This is a genomic window from Pseudomonas sp. GW822-FHT07A10 (assembly GCF_058798795.1).
Genome location: NZ_JBXAKV010000005.1, coordinates 324,236 through 339,264, shown reverse-complemented (window position 1 = coordinate 339,264; position 15,029 = coordinate 324,236). Strand labels below are relative to the sequence as shown.

General features: G+C 55.3%; 14 protein-coding genes. 8 read left to right on the top strand and 6 right to left on the bottom strand.

Annotated features, from left to right (window positions below; all coding sequences use genetic code 11):
* Window positions 1-20 precede the first annotated feature (20 nt).
* Genes AC1RL4_RS11665 through AC1RL4_RS11640 form a run of 6 tightly spaced genes read left to right on the top strand, consistent with a single transcriptional unit; the run spans window position 21 to window position 5,966 of the window.
* On the top strand, window positions 21-1,139 hold the full coding sequence (locus tag AC1RL4_RS11665) for an acyl-CoA dehydrogenase family protein (RefSeq protein WP_028940598.1): 1,119 nt from the start codon (window positions 21-23) through the stop codon (window positions 1,137-1,139).
* Window positions 1,136-1,990: a hypothetical protein gene (locus AC1RL4_RS11660; RefSeq protein ID WP_019578937.1), complete on the top strand. Its 855-nt coding sequence runs from the start codon at window positions 1,136-1,138 to the stop codon at window positions 1,988-1,990. The genes AC1RL4_RS11665 and AC1RL4_RS11660 overlap by 4 nt, the downstream gene beginning before the upstream one ends.
* Window positions 1,987-2,934 carry a beta-ketoacyl-[acyl-carrier-protein] synthase family protein gene (locus AC1RL4_RS11655; protein WP_019578938.1) on the top strand — a complete coding sequence of 316 codons (948 nt, stop codon included), beginning with the start codon at window positions 1,987-1,989 and terminating at the stop codon, window positions 2,932-2,934. Before AC1RL4_RS11660 ends, AC1RL4_RS11655 begins: the two co-directional genes overlap by 4 nt.
* Window positions 2,924-4,231 (top strand): cytochrome P450, encoded by a 1,308-nt coding sequence (locus tag AC1RL4_RS11650; protein WP_019578939.1) that lies wholly within the window; start codon window positions 2,924-2,926, stop codon window positions 4,229-4,231. The genes AC1RL4_RS11655 and AC1RL4_RS11650 overlap by 11 nt, the downstream gene beginning before the upstream one ends.
* The gene (locus tag AC1RL4_RS11645; RefSeq protein WP_028940596.1) at window positions 4,215-5,285 is read left to right on the top strand and encodes a MupA/Atu3671 family FMN-dependent luciferase-like monooxygenase; all 1,071 of its coding nucleotides are present in this window, start codon (window positions 4,215-4,217) and stop codon (window positions 5,283-5,285) included. The genes AC1RL4_RS11650 and AC1RL4_RS11645 overlap by 17 nt, the downstream gene beginning before the upstream one ends.
* A 15-nt stretch (window positions 5,286-5,300) precedes the next feature.
* Window positions 5,301-5,966, top strand: a complete 666-nt coding sequence (locus tag AC1RL4_RS11640; RefSeq protein WP_096480222.1) for a GIN domain-containing protein — start codon at window positions 5,301-5,303, stop codon at window positions 5,964-5,966.
* On the opposite strand, the gene AC1RL4_RS11635 is transcribed toward AC1RL4_RS11640, so the two are convergent.
* Both AC1RL4_RS11635 and AC1RL4_RS11630 read right to left on the bottom strand, forming a co-directional pair.
* Window positions 5,903-6,679 (bottom strand): 4'-phosphopantetheinyl transferase family protein, encoded by a 777-nt coding sequence (locus tag AC1RL4_RS11635; RefSeq protein ID WP_096480221.1) that lies wholly within the window; start codon window positions 6,677-6,679, stop codon window positions 5,903-5,905. The two genes, AC1RL4_RS11640 and AC1RL4_RS11635, sit on opposite strands and share 64 nt — an antisense overlap.
* The gene (locus AC1RL4_RS11630) at window positions 6,624-7,598 is read right to left on the bottom strand and encodes a sensor histidine kinase (RefSeq protein ID WP_230173722.1); all 975 of its coding nucleotides are present in this window, start codon (window positions 7,596-7,598) and stop codon (window positions 6,624-6,626) included. Before AC1RL4_RS11630 ends, AC1RL4_RS11635 begins: the two co-directional genes overlap by 56 nt.
* On the opposite strand from AC1RL4_RS11630, the gene AC1RL4_RS11625 reads away from it, so the two are divergent.
* On the top strand, window positions 7,581-7,883 hold the full coding sequence (locus AC1RL4_RS11625) for a hypothetical protein (RefSeq protein ID WP_230173724.1): 303 nt from the start codon (window positions 7,581-7,583) through the stop codon (window positions 7,881-7,883). The two genes, AC1RL4_RS11630 and AC1RL4_RS11625, sit on opposite strands and share 18 nt — an antisense overlap.
* 58 nt (window positions 7,884-7,941) lie before the next feature.
* Here the strand turns inward: AC1RL4_RS11625 and AC1RL4_RS11620 are convergent, their stop codons facing one another.
* From AC1RL4_RS11620 to AC1RL4_RS11605, 4 genes are read right to left on the bottom strand one after another with little or no spacing between them, the layout of a single operon-like run.
* Window positions 7,942-9,354: a sigma-54-dependent transcriptional regulator gene (locus tag AC1RL4_RS11620; protein WP_028940592.1), complete on the bottom strand. Its 1,413-nt coding sequence runs from the start codon at window positions 9,352-9,354 to the stop codon at window positions 7,942-7,944.
* Window positions 9,355-9,402: 48 nt separating this feature from the next.
* Window positions 9,403-11,832, bottom strand: a complete 2,430-nt coding sequence (locus AC1RL4_RS11615) for an ABC transporter permease (RefSeq protein ID WP_096480220.1) — start codon at window positions 11,830-11,832, stop codon at window positions 9,403-9,405.
* A 1-nt stretch (window position 11,833) separates the two neighbouring features.
* Window positions 11,834-12,613 (bottom strand): ABC transporter ATP-binding protein, encoded by a 780-nt coding sequence (locus AC1RL4_RS11610; protein WP_230173726.1) that lies wholly within the window; start codon window positions 12,611-12,613, stop codon window positions 11,834-11,836.
* Window positions 12,597-13,847 carry an efflux RND transporter periplasmic adaptor subunit gene (locus AC1RL4_RS11605; RefSeq protein ID WP_230173728.1) on the bottom strand — a complete coding sequence of 417 codons (1,251 nt, stop codon included), beginning with the start codon at window positions 13,845-13,847 and terminating at the stop codon, window positions 12,597-12,599. Before AC1RL4_RS11605 ends, AC1RL4_RS11610 begins: the two co-directional genes overlap by 17 nt.
* Window positions 13,848-14,276: 429 nt before the next feature.
* On the opposite strand from AC1RL4_RS11605, the gene AC1RL4_RS11600 reads away from it, so the two are divergent.
* On the top strand, window positions 14,277-14,822 hold the full coding sequence (locus AC1RL4_RS11600; RefSeq protein ID WP_019578948.1) for a helix-turn-helix transcriptional regulator: 546 nt from the start codon (window positions 14,277-14,279) through the stop codon (window positions 14,820-14,822).
* Window positions 14,823-15,029 lie beyond the last annotated feature (207 nt).

Genomic DNA, 15,029 nt, shown 5'->3' with positions numbered 1-15,029 from the left:
CTACGCGAACGCAACCATCTATGAGCGATATCACCCGCCACTATCCACAACTTTACGCGCTGTCAGAGCGACTTCTTGCCGTCGGACAGCTCGAGGAAAACAACCTTCAACTGGCGATCGCCTATCTGGATGACCCGGAGCTCAGAAGCCTCGCCTGTATCGGCATACCTTCACGGTTCAATCCCTGGGAAACGCCGGCATTTTCCAATGTCAGCTATCCCCGGCACTTGCAAATCATTGAGTACCTGAGCCGAACGGACGCCAGCGCCATGATGCTGTTGCCGGGTGCGTCACTCAGTACCCGGGCCATCCTGACCCTGGGCAATGAACAGCAGCAGACGCGTTTTTTTGCCTGCTTTGCCGAACGCCCGGCCTGGACATTTTTTGCCGTCACGGAACCCGAAATAGGTTCAGATGCCGGGGCTATCGCCACTGAGCTCACGCATAGTGAACAGGGCTGGCGGCTCAACGGCACCAAAAAGCTGATCGGGGGCGCCATGCTGGCAAGCGCCGGCCTTGTGTTTGCGCGCTATCAACATAGCCAGCGATTGGTCATGGTCTTCCCCGATGAAGCCGAGCCTGCCTTGTTGCGTGAGCCACTGGGCACCGTCGGTTTGGCGGGCGCCGGTTTAACGCGCCTGACGTTCAAGGATTATCGCGTCCAGGAAGACGACATCCTGGGGCACGAGCGCCGCGAACTCCTGCAGGGGCTCAACTCCCTGAGCCTGGTATTCGAGCGTCATCGGCCAATGGTGGCAGCCATGGCGCTGGGCACCACATTTGGCCTGCTTACCGCCCTCGACACCCGTCCCTTGCCAACCATGGCACGGCGCTCGGTCGCGCGGCTGTGGCGAAAATATCATGCGATCTACCAACAAATGCTGACCGTGGCAGAAGGCTATAGCAACGGCCAGCATCAGCATGCCCTCACCAGTCAGCTCAAACGTAATGCCACCCGCCTGGTCGAGGAAGCCGCGTGCCACCTGCCCCACTGGCTCAGCCACGACGACTGGCTGGAAGATCGCTTGCTGCGCAAGCGCTATCGCGACAGCTTTGCGTTCGAGTACATGGAGGGCACCAGCAACATCCACCTGCTCAATAGCTTCCGTCCGCCCGCAACCCAAGGGACCAGCCTGTGACACTCTGCCTCGATCCTGCCGATATCGTGTTCCAGTCGTTTCACCATACTGATCCGGCCATGCCCGAGTCGGACCCCCATATCCCGCACTGGCGTTCTTATACGCAGCATTTCTTTCGGGCCAACGGTGAGACGCTCAGCCCGCAGGACGATCGGGCGCTGGCGTGGGTCACCAGCACGGAGCGCGCCTCCTTCAGCGATATGATCGCCGTGCTGCTGCCCCAACTGGCCACCGTCATCCAGCCTGCGCGGGTGAAAACCGTGCTGATGGCGCATTGGACACCAGACCTGCACATGGGCAGTTCGGTGGTGAATGCCGCCATCCATCAATTGGGACTTTCCGCCTGCCTTGCGTTGGCGATCAGCGATCGCGGACCGGACGCGGGTCTGTATGCGCTGGACGGCCTCAATGACTGCCTGGCTGGCAAGGACGAAGATGGACTTTTGCTGATTGCCGAGCAGAAAAACCTGATGTATTTCTCGCCGCTGATGGAGGCCTTGCAACCGGAAAACAATGCCTGCGTTTGCCTGTTCAACAAGCAGCAACGCGGATTGCGCTACCGGGGGTTCAGGCGCGCGCGCCTTGCGCAATGGTCCAGCGGGTACCTTTCGCATGCTGTTGAGCAGTTGGGGTTGACCAAGGAACGCCTGACTCTGATCGGCCCTGCCCGGCTACTGGAGGCTGCGCATGCCGGCGCTCGCTCGTTTGCCGTCAACCCGAAGTTGCTGTGCGCGGCCCCTTTCGTTGCGCTGCGCACCTTCTGGGAGCCGCAACGTGACTATCTGCTGATCAGCGAAAATGATAACGGGATCAGCCTGTGCGGGCTCGCAGCCGAAGAGGGTCCACGATGAACATTGCTTCCCTGGCCACATATATTCCATCTGCCCGCGTGTCCCTCGACGAGGTCGTCGCGCATCGCGGCGGCAGTCCGTCAGAAGCCCGAACATTTGGCCAACTGTTCGGCATGCGGGAGGCATCAACCCTGGCGAATGAAGAAAGCGCCGAAGGCTGTTTTCATGCCTTGCTGCAGCAACTGGGTGACAGCCTGGACGAAGGTGAGAAGATTGATGCGGTCATCCTGATCCAGGGCTTGCCCTCTCCCTCCTTGCGCCAAAGCGTCAACCTGCCATCCCTGCGGCGGCGGTCAAACTTTATCGCCGCGGATGCACCGCTGCTGACCCTCAACCAGCAAAACTGCGCCACCTTGTTCTGGGGGTTGCGGCTGGCCGAACGGTTGTTGGCAAGCGGCAAGCACCGCGGCGTGGCGCTACTGGCAGGCGACACGCTCGCCGACTTTGACCTGGCTGAACGCTATATCCCGGGCTGCACAATGATTGCCGATGGCTTCGTGGCCGCCTTGCTCAAACCAGGTGGCGGTCAACGCAGGGTGTCGGGCATCCAGTGCTTTTATCACCCCGGATTCTGGCAAGGCTTGGACGGTACTCGCGAGGACACCAAACGCTTCTATCAGTCCCACAACCATCTGGTGGAGCATGCCCTGTCGTCCTACCCCGAAGACGTGCGCAAGCGTGCCTGGCTGCTGCCACACAATATCAACCGCCTCAGTTGGCAAACCTGGCTGCGCCATACAGAAAACCGCGACCGATTGGTCGCCACCGACCTGCTCAGCCAATGCGGGCACTGTTATACCGCAGACCCTCTGTTACTGCTCGACCGCTACGCCCCTCAGGATACTGGCCGCCCCGCCCTGCTGCTGTCGGTGGGCCTGGGCGGCTGGGTAGGTTGCGCCGCCATTACCTCAGACGCCTTGCCGGAGGCAGTCCATGCTCAATAACTCCAATGCTATTGCGATCGTCAAGCCGTCCGCGGCCAAGTTTGCGCAGCTGGGCTTTCTGAAAATTGCTGAAAGTGCCGTTCGCCAGCACGGGGACAAGGTCTGGATCGGTGAGGAAAAGGATGAAGTGCTGCTGCTGGCGGGCGCTCGACATATCCGTTTTTTCCTTGAGAACGAAAGCAGCTTTCACAAGGAGCTCGGCAATGGCCATTCAGTCAGGCGGGTACTGCTGGGCCAGTCGCTGATCACGGCAAGGGAAGGTGAAGAATGGCACCTGGCCAGAAAGCTGACCGCTCCGCTGGTCAATCCCAAATCAGCGTTGCTCAAACAAGGCACCCAACACTCCGCTCAGTGGCTGGTGGACACTCTCCAGGACCCTGAGAAAGACTCCATGCAGGAGATCTGCCTGCAATGGGCGCTGATGTGCGTCGCGCAAGGGTTCGTCGGCTCCACGCTCAGTCCTCTGCAGCTCGATAGCCTGATCAATCACTTTCGCAGGATCTACCTGCAACTGATTGTCGATGAGCCGACCGAGGATTATGCCGCGTTATGCCAGCACCCGGCCCTGACCGCGTTCCGCGAGGAACTTGAGACAATGATCGGGCCGTTGATTACTGGCGACGGCGGCGGCAACGTCGACATGCTGCAACGCTTTTGCCAAGCGCTCGATATCAAGGCCAATCCGCAGGAACGGGAACGGGCGATCAGCATGTTGCTGGGCAATTTGGTCGCTAGCGTGGATAACACCGGTATCGCGCTGCTGTGGTGCCTGACCCACCTGTCGCAACACCCGCATTACCAGAACCAGGTGCGTGAAGAGGCCCGCCACGGGACGCGCGACATGGCCAGCGCCATCGTCAAGGAATCGCTGCGCATGACCCCGGTTACGGCTTTTTTCGAGCGCGGCACCCTGGCCCCGCTGGAGATCGACGGCGTCAGCGTGCCGGCCGGAACCAAAGTGCTGTTTTCACCCTGGCTGGTCCATCGCAATGCGGCTTATTGGTCCGACCCCCTGAGTTTCAGGCCAGAACGTTTTCTTGAAGGCCGGAAAATTGCGCGGGAGCACTTTGTGCCCTTCAGCGTGGGTAAACGCAACTGCGTAGGCATGGCGCTCGCACTGGACCAACTCACCACGGCCATTGAAACACTGTGCAGCCATTGCCACTTCGCCCTGGCACCATCGACCCCGCCCGCCGCGCTCACGCCGTTTTATGGGCTGAATGTGATGCCCAGAGGCGCTATCTGTTTCACCATCGAATCCGTGGACAGGGTCACTCAGCATGAATGCATCGCCTAACCTGGCGGGAGATGCCATCCCGCAACTCAGCGTATTCTGTTTTTCGGACGTGGCCCGGGACAGCTTTGCGGAAAAGTATGAGCAGTTGCTGAGCACCGCCAGGCTGGCGGATGAGCTCAACTTCCATGCTATCTGGACGCCTGAACGACACTTCCACACTTTCGGAGGGATGTTTCCTAATCCCTCCGTCGTCAGCGCCGCGCTGGCCGCCAGTACACAGCGTATCGCGATACGCGCTGGTAGCGTGGTGCTCCCCCTGCATGATCCGCTGCGCGTTGCTGAAGAGTGGGCGCTGGTGGATAACCTCTCTCGCGGCCGGGTCGGCGTAGCGTTTTCTGCGGGCTGGCAACGTAATGATTTTGTGCTCAAGGCGCAAAATTACCGTCAGCGTCATGAGGTCCTCTTCTCCTCTCTGGCGCAGATTCAGTCGCTGTGGCGCGGCGAATCCGTGACGCGCCACGAACTGTCCCTGCCGGGACATCCGGAACCGGTCACCTTGCAAACCTGGCCGCCCGCCTATCAAGCCGCCATTCCGGTTTGGGTCACGACGGGGAGCAATCCCTTGTTATTCAGCGAGGCCGGAAAACGCGGCCTGAATGTGCTGACGCACCTGATTGCACAAACCCGTGAACAGCTGCAGGAAAACTGCGCCAGCTATCGCCTTGCACGCCAAGACGCCGGGCTGGACCCAGCGGCCGGCAAGGTCACGCTGATGATGCATACCCAGGCCGGAGAGGATCGGGAAGCGCTGTTGCCACGTCTGCGACCGGCCCTCACGGGCTATTTGCGCGCGTTTATGCAGCTGTCTGACAACCTCAATGAACCTTCTGCGCTTGATCAGGAGGCCACTGACAAAAAGCAGGCCTACGCACTCAAATGGGGAGTGGAAAAGTACCTCAACCACTACGGTTTGTTTGGCTCCGCCGCAGAATGCCTGGAGCAGCTGAAACAGCTCAAGCGTGAGGGCATCGACGAAGTGGCGGGACTGGTGGACTTTGGCATGCCGCAGGACAGTGTTGAAACAACGCTACGTACACTCGCGACATTACTGTAAAAAAAAGGAGGTTGTATGAACAACATGAACACGATGAAGCTGATGCTTGCGCTGCTGGCCAGCACGACCAGTTACACCGCACTGGCCGCAGAAAAAGCCTTTCCGCTGACCGCCTTCAGCAGCGTTGAAGTCCGACAGGGCATCAACCTGTCGATCAAATGCGCTGCAACGTCATCAATGGTGGTCTCAGGCTCTGCCGATACGCTGAGCAAGCTCCAGGTGACGACAAACAATAAGGCATTATTGCTCGTGAATGACGCAGCGGAAAATGATCGCTTCGTCTCCCGTTCGCTGGATATCACGCTGTATACCAGCGCGCCACTGACGGGGCTGACGGGAAAAGCAGGGGTAAAAATCGTGGCACCTGCATGTGCCGTCGATCAATCCAGACTGGCGGTCGCCGGCAGCATGGGCACAGACATCCAGATCGAGGGCAAGACAGGTGAGCTGGCGCTTGACCTGTCAATGGGCGGCACCTTTAACAAAAAACCGCTGCCCTTCACAGCGGATGTGGCGAATGTGCGCATGAGCATGGGAGCGGAGTCATCCCTGTGCCACATTCCCCGGATCAACGGCAGCCTGTCTGCCGGCGCACGGATGTCTGTCAGCCCATCGGCTCAGGTCGATACCGGCACCACGGGCTCTTTCGCCAGCGAAATTTCAACCTCTGATTGTTCGTAAACGGCAGGGGTGAACAGGCGACTCTCAGTTTGATGGTAGCCTAGCTGCCATTGAACTGACGGTTGCTGCGCGCCAAGGATCGCACCATAAGCCAGACAAAAACGCCCCTCCCCTTGCACCTGGCAATAATGAATCTGCCCAATACTGATGGGGGGCGCGACCATGACCTGCGCCACCCCGCTCGCGCCTGCCTGTGGGATGACACAAAAACTGCGAAGCGGTTGAGTCAGCCCCGTACCCCGGGCCTTCAGCCAGGCTTCCTTCATACTCCAGAGCTGCGTAAAGCGAGTGAGGTAGTTGGCTTCGTCAAGCGCCAGCCAGCGTTGCTCATCCGGGTGGAAAAAGCGTTGGGCAATGGCTTTTTTTACCGCAACTTTCCCACTGACTTTTTCCAGATCAACCCCGACATCGTATTCCCGGCACAGGGTAATGGCGGCCGAATGACCGCTGTGGGTCAAGTTAAAGCGCAGCCAGGTATGCTCCGGCAGCCAAGGTTTACCGGTAGCGGTCCTGGCGATACGCACTTGATCAACCGGGATCGCCAAGTAGGCCGCCAGCACCTGATGCAACCAACGTTGCGCACGTTGGCGAACCGTCATTTCCGGCAGCGCATCGTTAAAGTGCTGTAGCAGGCAGACACCTCTGCCTTCGATCAACTCAGGCAGGGGATTGCAGCGGTAAGTTGATGGTGACTTTGCAACCGGTCTGCTCATAGCGATTTTCCAGAGACAAGTAGCCGCCGTGGCTTTCAGCAATTTGCCGGCACAGGATCAGGCCGATGCCGGTGCCATTGGGTTTGGTGGTATAGAAAGGCACGAACAGATTCTTCGGATTAGTCAGCCCCACTCCCCGATCAAGGATGGTGATCAATAAGCGCCCCTTCTCCTCGGCCCACTCGATATCGATACTGTCAGCGCTGCTGCCCATCGACTCATCGGCATTCTTGATCAGGTTGATCAGCAACTGATGGATCTGTACCCGATCGAGGCTGGCCATCAGCGGACGCGGCCCGTTCAGGGTAATCACACGGTGAGAGAACAGCAGCGGCAGCTCAGCCACCAGGGCAGTCAAATCCACGCGTTCCTTCAGCGCCGGCGCCAGTTTGCTCAACTGCTGGTAGCTGCTGATAAACGCGATCAGCTCGCGTACCCGCCGGTTAATCAGATCGATGCCCTCGGTAAAACCGGGGGGCAGGTTGTCAGAATGATGCCGGTAGTGTTGTTGCAGCATTTGACTGATGGAGGCGATGGGGCTGAGGGAGTTGTTGATTTCGTGGCTTATCACACGCAACAAATCTTGCCAGGCTTTCTGCTCTTCCTGACGCAACATGTCGTCAACATCACTGACGAACAACAGCACATTCTGGACACCATCCACCATGTAGGTGTCGCTGGTCACTTTATACCGGCCCGGTCGCCCTTCATGATCGGACACCACAGGGTGCTCCGTGTTGGCATTGTGCAAAAGTTTATCCAGTTGCCAGGCGCTGGCTGTATCGCCAATCAACTTATCCAATGAGGTGCCCAACATGCGCGAGGCTGCGCTATTGCACCAGATCAGCCGATGACTGCCGTCCAGGGCATAGATGGCAACCGTGATATTGGAGATCACTTTTTGCAGCAGGAAATCCATCTCCCGCTGCTGTTGGCGGTGGCGCGACAATTGGCTGGAAATGTCATTGATTTGCTCAATGACGCCCTCAAAAGCCCCCGCCCCGTTGGTCACCCCACGCAGGCTGAAATCTTCCTGCTCCACCGCTTCCAGCAAATTGGATATGACGTTGATTTTGTAAATCAACTGCTGAAAAAAGTGATAGCAGAAATAAACCATCGTTACACACAGAACAAACAGGGTGAAAAACTTAAGGTAAATGGACTGGTGCGGAAAAACCCAAAGCAGCAGGTAGGCAATAATTGAGCCTATCGGCGCCAGACTGCACAGCAGCAAGTGACGGATTTCAAATGAATGAAAAAATTTACTCATGGCAGATTTTTAGTTTTTCGAGCCGGCGATAAAAAGCGCTGCGGCTGAGCCCCAGCGATTCCGCAGCCTTGACCGCATTGCCGTCATACTGACGCAGGCGCTGTAACAGTAAGGTTTCTTCGGCTTCGGCCAGGGTGCACGCGTCCGTCAATCCTAAAGACAATTCGTTGACCGGACGCACTTCGCTCTGGGATAACACCGAAAACGGCAGGCAGAGGTCTTCCGGATCAATCACATTGGCGCGACACAGCAACACGGCGCGCTCCAACAGGTGGCTAAGCTCCCGGATATTCCCAGGCCATGAATAATCCAGCAGTACCTGGCGTGCCTGCGGCAATAATACCGGCCGGGGTTTGTTGTATTTACGCGCAAAACGTTTCAGGAAGCGCTCAGTCAGCGGCTCGATATCTTCCAGCCGTTCGCGAAGCGGCGGCAGCTGGATTTGAATCAGGTTCATGCGGTACAGCAGGTCCTGACGGAACCGCCCCTCTGCCACGGCCTTGTCCAAGTCGGAATTGGTGGCTGCGATGATCCTGCATTGAGTGGTCTGGGTACGCGAAGATCCGACGCGCTCAAACTGCCGCTCTTCCAGCACCCGTAACAGTTTCACTTGCTGCGTCAGGGGCAAGTTACCGATTTCATCGAGGAACAGCGTCCCCTTGTCCGCCAATTCAAAGCGGCCGATACGGTTCTCCCGCGCATCGGTAAAGGCGCCTTTTACGTGGCCAAACATCTCGCTTTCAAATAACTGCTCGTTAATACACCCCATATTCACTTCGACGATACTGTGTTCGGAGCGCGAGGAAATCTGGTGGATATAACGCGCGAGCAGGCTTTTACCGGTGCCATTTTCTCCCAGGATCAGAACGCTGGTATCGGTCACCGCTACCTTTTCCACCAGGCTGATCAGCCGTTTCATCGCCGGTGAGCGGACAACCCATTCGCTGTCCATATCATCTTCGAGCGCCAGTTTGAGCAGCTTGTTTTCTTCGCGCAGGCAATTGCCTGAACGACGCGCCTGGCTCATGGCAATCTGCTGCTGAACGATGCTCAGCAAACGCTCGTTATCCCAAGGCTTTTGAATAAAATCGGCCGCCCCACCCCGCATGGCGTTGACAATGATGTCGACACTTCCCCACCCCGTCATCGCGACAGCCGGCAAGCAATCATCGAACTTCTTCATCTCGGCCAGCAACTGCAACCCTTCCATGCCTGACGTGGTGTCTTTCTGAAAGTTCATGTCCATCAATACCAGATCAACAGGCTTGGCGGACAAATGTGCAAGCAGGCGATCGGCCTGGGTTTCCAGGGTCACGTCGTACCCTTGCATGCGCAATAAGATATCGAGGCTGGTCAGGATTCCCGTGTCATCGTCTATCACAAGGATGTGTTTCTTATCGTTCATTTCAAGCATCCAGCTTGGAGCGCCGTGCCCGGGGAGCACGGCGGTCGTTTATTCATAACGAATCGCGTCGGCGGGCGACATATTGGTTGCCCGTCGGGAAGGAAGCCAGACCGCCAGCGCCACAACCAGCGTAATCATCAGCGCCACCATCCAGAACAGAAGCACAAAAGGAGTGTTTCCGTTACCCAGAACGCGCGTCAGTTTGGGAGCAACAAAGAATGCCAACGGCAAGCCGATGATAAGGCCGATCAATAACTGCTTGCCGCCCTGGATCATAAGCATACGTAACAAATTACTTTCAGTGGCTCCCATGGCCATCCGTAAGCCAATTTCCTGGGTACGCTGATTAATCAAGTTGCACATCACCGCATAAATCCCCGTCGCAGCCAGTATCATCGCCACCAGGCCGAACAACATGAAAAGATTGGCAATAAAATGCAAGCCGGCCGTATTACGGGCCAAGCGTTCATTCAACGTCTGGATCTGATTGACGGAAAGATTGCTGTCCACCTGACGGACCGCGTTGATCAGGGCGGGGCCGACCGTTTCAGGATGCGAGGCTCGCAGCACCAGCATCAATGAGGGCGCGGGTTGCTGCTCCAGAGAGCGGTACACCGTGGCGCGGTGGCGGAATGCGCTGAAAGGCCGTCCATGAATAACGCTGGGCACCACGCCTACTACGTTGTACCAGCGTTGGTCATCGGTATCGCGAAAACGCAGGCGCTTGCCAATCACATCCCGCTCTCCCGGCCAGAACTGTTCAGCAAAGGACTGGCTGACGACGACCACCTGTTGTGAGTCCTGAGTATCGCCGTGGACGAACTCCCTGCCCGCCATGGGGGTAATACCCATTGCCGACAGGCTGCCCGGCATGACCTGCACATCATTGACCATCGGGTAAGACCAGCGCTCGTTCCTGTTGTTGGCCGACGAGTCTACATCCACCTGGTGCGGCACGGTGAACTGTCCCACGGCACTGGTGGTCAACGCTGCGCTTTCAACCCCGGGAATCGCAGCGGCAGCGTCCTGCAGGCGCTGGTAAAACAGGATACGGCTTGCATCATCAGGATAATTGTTAGCGTTGAGGTGGATTTGCGCGGTCAGGTAGTTACTGGTGTCGACACCATAATCAGCGCGGGTCGCCTGGTAGACCAATAATGCGAACAGCGCACTGATACACAGAATTGAGCAGGAGAGCCCCACTTCAAAGATAACCAGGATCCGTGAAACCCGACTTGCACCACGGCTCTGCGCACCACGGGTGCCATCACGCAGCACATCATTGAAATTGCCATGGACGATTTTCCAGGCCGGCAATGCACTGGTGAGCACAGCCGTGATGATCACCAGGACAAGGGCGTTGAGGACCAACACATTATCGAGTGACAGCTGCCACCAGAAAGGGATTTTATTGGGTACGAAACCAGGCAGTATCGTATTGGTTATCTCCAGCCCCCATGCAGCCAGCAGGATCGCCACGACACCGGACAGAAAACAGATAAATAAGCTTTCCAGCATCATTTGCAGTACCAGGCGGCCTGCGGGAGATCCCAGCGCGACCCGGATCGCGATCTCTTTGGAACGCTCAGTTGTTCTTGCCAGCAATAAATTTCCGACATTGCAGCAAGCCAGTAGCAGCACAAAACTGACGGCAAACAGCATGACGATAAAGATCGGCGTGGTCTCCTCACCCATAAAGTTTTCCTGGAACGTCAATACCTGAGCGGAAAGCCCTTTATTACTTTCCGGGTACTCCAGCGCCAGTGACTGCATCACTCTATTGAGATCGCGGTTGGCATCCGCAAGGGTCACACCGGGCTTCAAACGCGCATACACCGACACTTCCGGAGCGCCTTTACGCTCCAGGTACTGCGAGGGTTCAAGCTGAGAAGGCAGCCACAGGTCATGGAAGAAGGGGAAGGCAAAATTTTGCGGCATGATGCCGACGATGCGGGTATGTATGCCGTTGATCCTGATATCGCGGCCAATGAGTTGCGCATCGGAAGCGAAGTAGTTTTGCCACATTGCATAGCTGATCACCGCGACAGGCTCAGCCCCCGACTGAACGTCCTCTTGATTCAGCACACGCCCTCGAAATGGCTGAACAGCTGCATAAGAGAACAGCTCCGAGGTGTTTCTGATGGCCATATAGGAAACAGCTTTGTTGCCATCACTGATATCCGCGCGCTCGGCGTAGAAATAGCCCATATCCTCAAACTGGGTAGAGCGCGCCTTGATATCGCTGTAGTCCATGAAGTTCAGCCCGGAATCACTCAGGCTGACACCATTCACGGTCGGATTGACCAGCACCATGCTTTTTCCGTCCGGATAAGGAAGCGGAGCGAACATGATGGTATTGATCACCGAAAACATATACAGGGTCAGTGCTAGTCCACAGGACATGATCAGCACGGTAACAAAAGTGAAGCCGGGGCTTTTCAGGAGTAAACGCAAGGCATAGCGAATATCAAAAAGCATCTTATGCTTCCTTCACCAGGGTCAGTTGTCGCGCGTGTTCCCCATCGCCGACGACCTTTCCGTCAGACAGGACAATACTGCGCTGTGCACGCTCAGCCGAACGAGGATCGTGGGTCACGATGCAGATCGTGGCACCTTCCTGATGCAACTTATCGAGGATATTCAATACCGCTTCTGCGTTGTGCGAATCCAGGTTACCGGTGGGTTCGTCCGCCAGAAGGATGGACGGATTACCCACGATGGCCCGAGCCACCGCGACGCGCTGCTGCTGCCCGCCGGAGAGTTGTGAAGGATAGTGACGGCTACGGTGGGACATATTGACCTTGGCCAAGGCCTCGGCGACTCTCTTGTGCCGTTCAGACTTGGAAATGTCGCTGCGGTAGGTCAGTGGCAGCGCGACATTTTCTTCGATCGTTAGATCACTGATGAGGTTGAACGACTGAAAGATGAAGCCGATGTCCCGATTACGCACCTGCGCACGCTGCTTCTTGGAAATATTGTCGACATTGCGACCCGCCAACTGATAAGTGCCGCTCGACGCCGTATCCAGCAACCCCAGAACTGAGAGCAGAGTCGATTTCCCACAGCCTGAAGGCCCCGATATAGCCACGTACTCGCCCTTGGAAATGGTCAGTGTGATCTTGCTGAGCGCATGGGTTTCGATTTCATCAGTCAGAAAAATTTTGTTTACGTCAGTCAGTTCTACCAAAGGTTCCATCTTTACTGTCTCCAGGGCATTGTTCCGGTAGCCGGCGCGAGCTGCATCAGTTGGCAATTTCAATCTGATCGGCCCCCTGCCAAGCGGTGCTGTCACTGAGAATTATTTTGTCGCCAGCCTTGAGCCCGCGGGTGATCTGAATGTAGTCAGCAGAACCCTGCCCGAACTCCACTTTCATCTTGGTCGCTGAACGGTCTTTGTCATCCAGCCGGTAGAGCATAGAGGGCAAGTTATTCTGCGCGAACGGCGGGCGCTCGACATACAACGAATTATTGATTTTCGTCACCGCGATCAATCCATCGACACTCAGATCAGGACGTGCTTCCTGTGGCAGAGGCTGATTGAACGTCACATCCACCTTGACCGTTCCGTTAGTCACCGCGGGATCGACCCTGGATAACACCCCGGCAAACCGGCTGCGCCCTGTGTTGATCGTGACGGCCTGCCCGACCGCGAGATCGCGTGACTGCAATTCGGGCACTTTGAGCTCGGCATACAGCTCCTTCTCTTTGGCAAGTCGCGCGATATCACTGCCTACTGTTACCCGCTGTCCGACCTGGACCTTCACATCCTGCAAAATGCCATCTATCGGTGATTTAACCTTGAGCGAATCAACCTCCTGCTGATTCAAAGCAACCAGAGACTCCAATTTATTAAGGCGCATAAAGTTCGCCTTTATATCCGCCTGGACGCTGAGCTTAAGCGTCCTTAACCGTCGCTCTTCAAAACCGACCTGCTGAGTATACTGTTCAGTCAGAATGCGTGTGGTTTCATATTCCAGCCTTGGCACGGCCAAAATGTATTTTTTCTGAGCAGCAAGACGCAGTGTAGATGCAAGTAATCGACTCTTCGCATCCATCATTAACGCCTCTTGATTGAGAATTTTATTTTGCAGTTCGGCATTTTTGGCCTCGGTTTCTGCTCGGCGAGCATTAAGTTCCAGTTGGCTCTCCTGAAGCCGCTGTTCGAGCGTCGGATTACTCATGACAACCAGCAACTCTCCTTTGCTGACTTTCATCCCGGCCTTATAAATGACTTCCTCCACCCGAGCGTCAACGTTTGCCGCCACCCAGTTGATGTTCCACGGTAAAAGCACTCCATTGCCACGTACCTCAACGGCGAAGTCACCATACTTGACTTCCGCAAGCGTCACGCTGCTACGGGCAACCTGGTAAGGCGAGAACCGATAGTTATAAATAATCAGCAACAGCACCAGCAGAAAGACGCCGCCAGCAATCGCTTTACTGTGCTTTTTCAGTAGGAGCTTATTTCCCGGCTGCGAGATCGAGATATCCATGATAGTACCAACGCTAACAATTTGAATAATCCAAAGCACATTCCATGCCAAAACAAAAACATACATATAACTGCATGATATTTAAGCAATAAAAATAAAGACAACACGTGAATTATTTGATGTCAGTGACGGGGCATCTCATTTTCGGAACGACAGAAAACGTGCATTTCTTATTAGCTGATGTCCATGGGCAAACTGCACGAAATTAGCAATCCCAATAATGGGACGCAAGATAACAGTCTGCGAAAAAACTTTTCGAAAATGGGATTCCATTTTCCCTAAATCGAGAAACGCTAAAAAAACACTTAACAAACAGCCACTTGAAGCCGCTAAAAATCTGGCATAGCAATTGCCTATTCATGAGTGAGTCAAAAGCCTACCTCAACAATAAAAAATCTTCGCCATTGAGCGCTGCAGAACGGAGTCTGTATGTGGGATCTTAAAATCTCGAATGCTGAAAAGACCCTCTTTACACAAAAAATAATGGACGACCTGTATAAACGTCATTTTGAGATCTATGGAAAACATGCACATACAGAAAAAGCGCTGTGCATTGCCACAGTGATAAACTACATCATAGAGAATATTTCAGAGGAGATTACCTTGGACGACCTGGAAAAAATCTGTGGTAAAACCCGGTTTGATATTTGTCGAATGTTCAACCTGTTTTACGACGTAACACCGATCAAGTGGATGTGGAGAGTCCGACTGGCGCTGGCAAAGGAATTTATTCATCTGGCACCGGAATGGTCATTAACTGATATCAGTTACGCCTGCGGTTTTTCCTCCCTGCCGCATTTCTCTCGAAGCTTCAGTAAAACCTATAATGAAACACCACTAAAACTCAAACAATATGTAATGAAGTCGACCAGGCAGAAAGCAAAGAAAGAATCTTCTGAGTATGATTTTATCTTTGGCGTGCAAAGAAATGGTTTCTCACGCAACATGCTGCTCAACAACATCAACTCATTATAATTAATAAAATCCAGCTGAACACGCACGAACCTCAGGTCGCTCGTACAATCGATAAGGCACGAAAGAATCAGCGTCACTGTGCAACGGCTGCTCCCTATTACCGGGAAAAAGCAGAGGGACAACAGTTGAAGCGACAGTCAAACTCGGCTAAAAAAGAGTGACGAGCGCTTGAGGGGAAGGCAGGAAAGTGCAGAGGTGACACTCAGT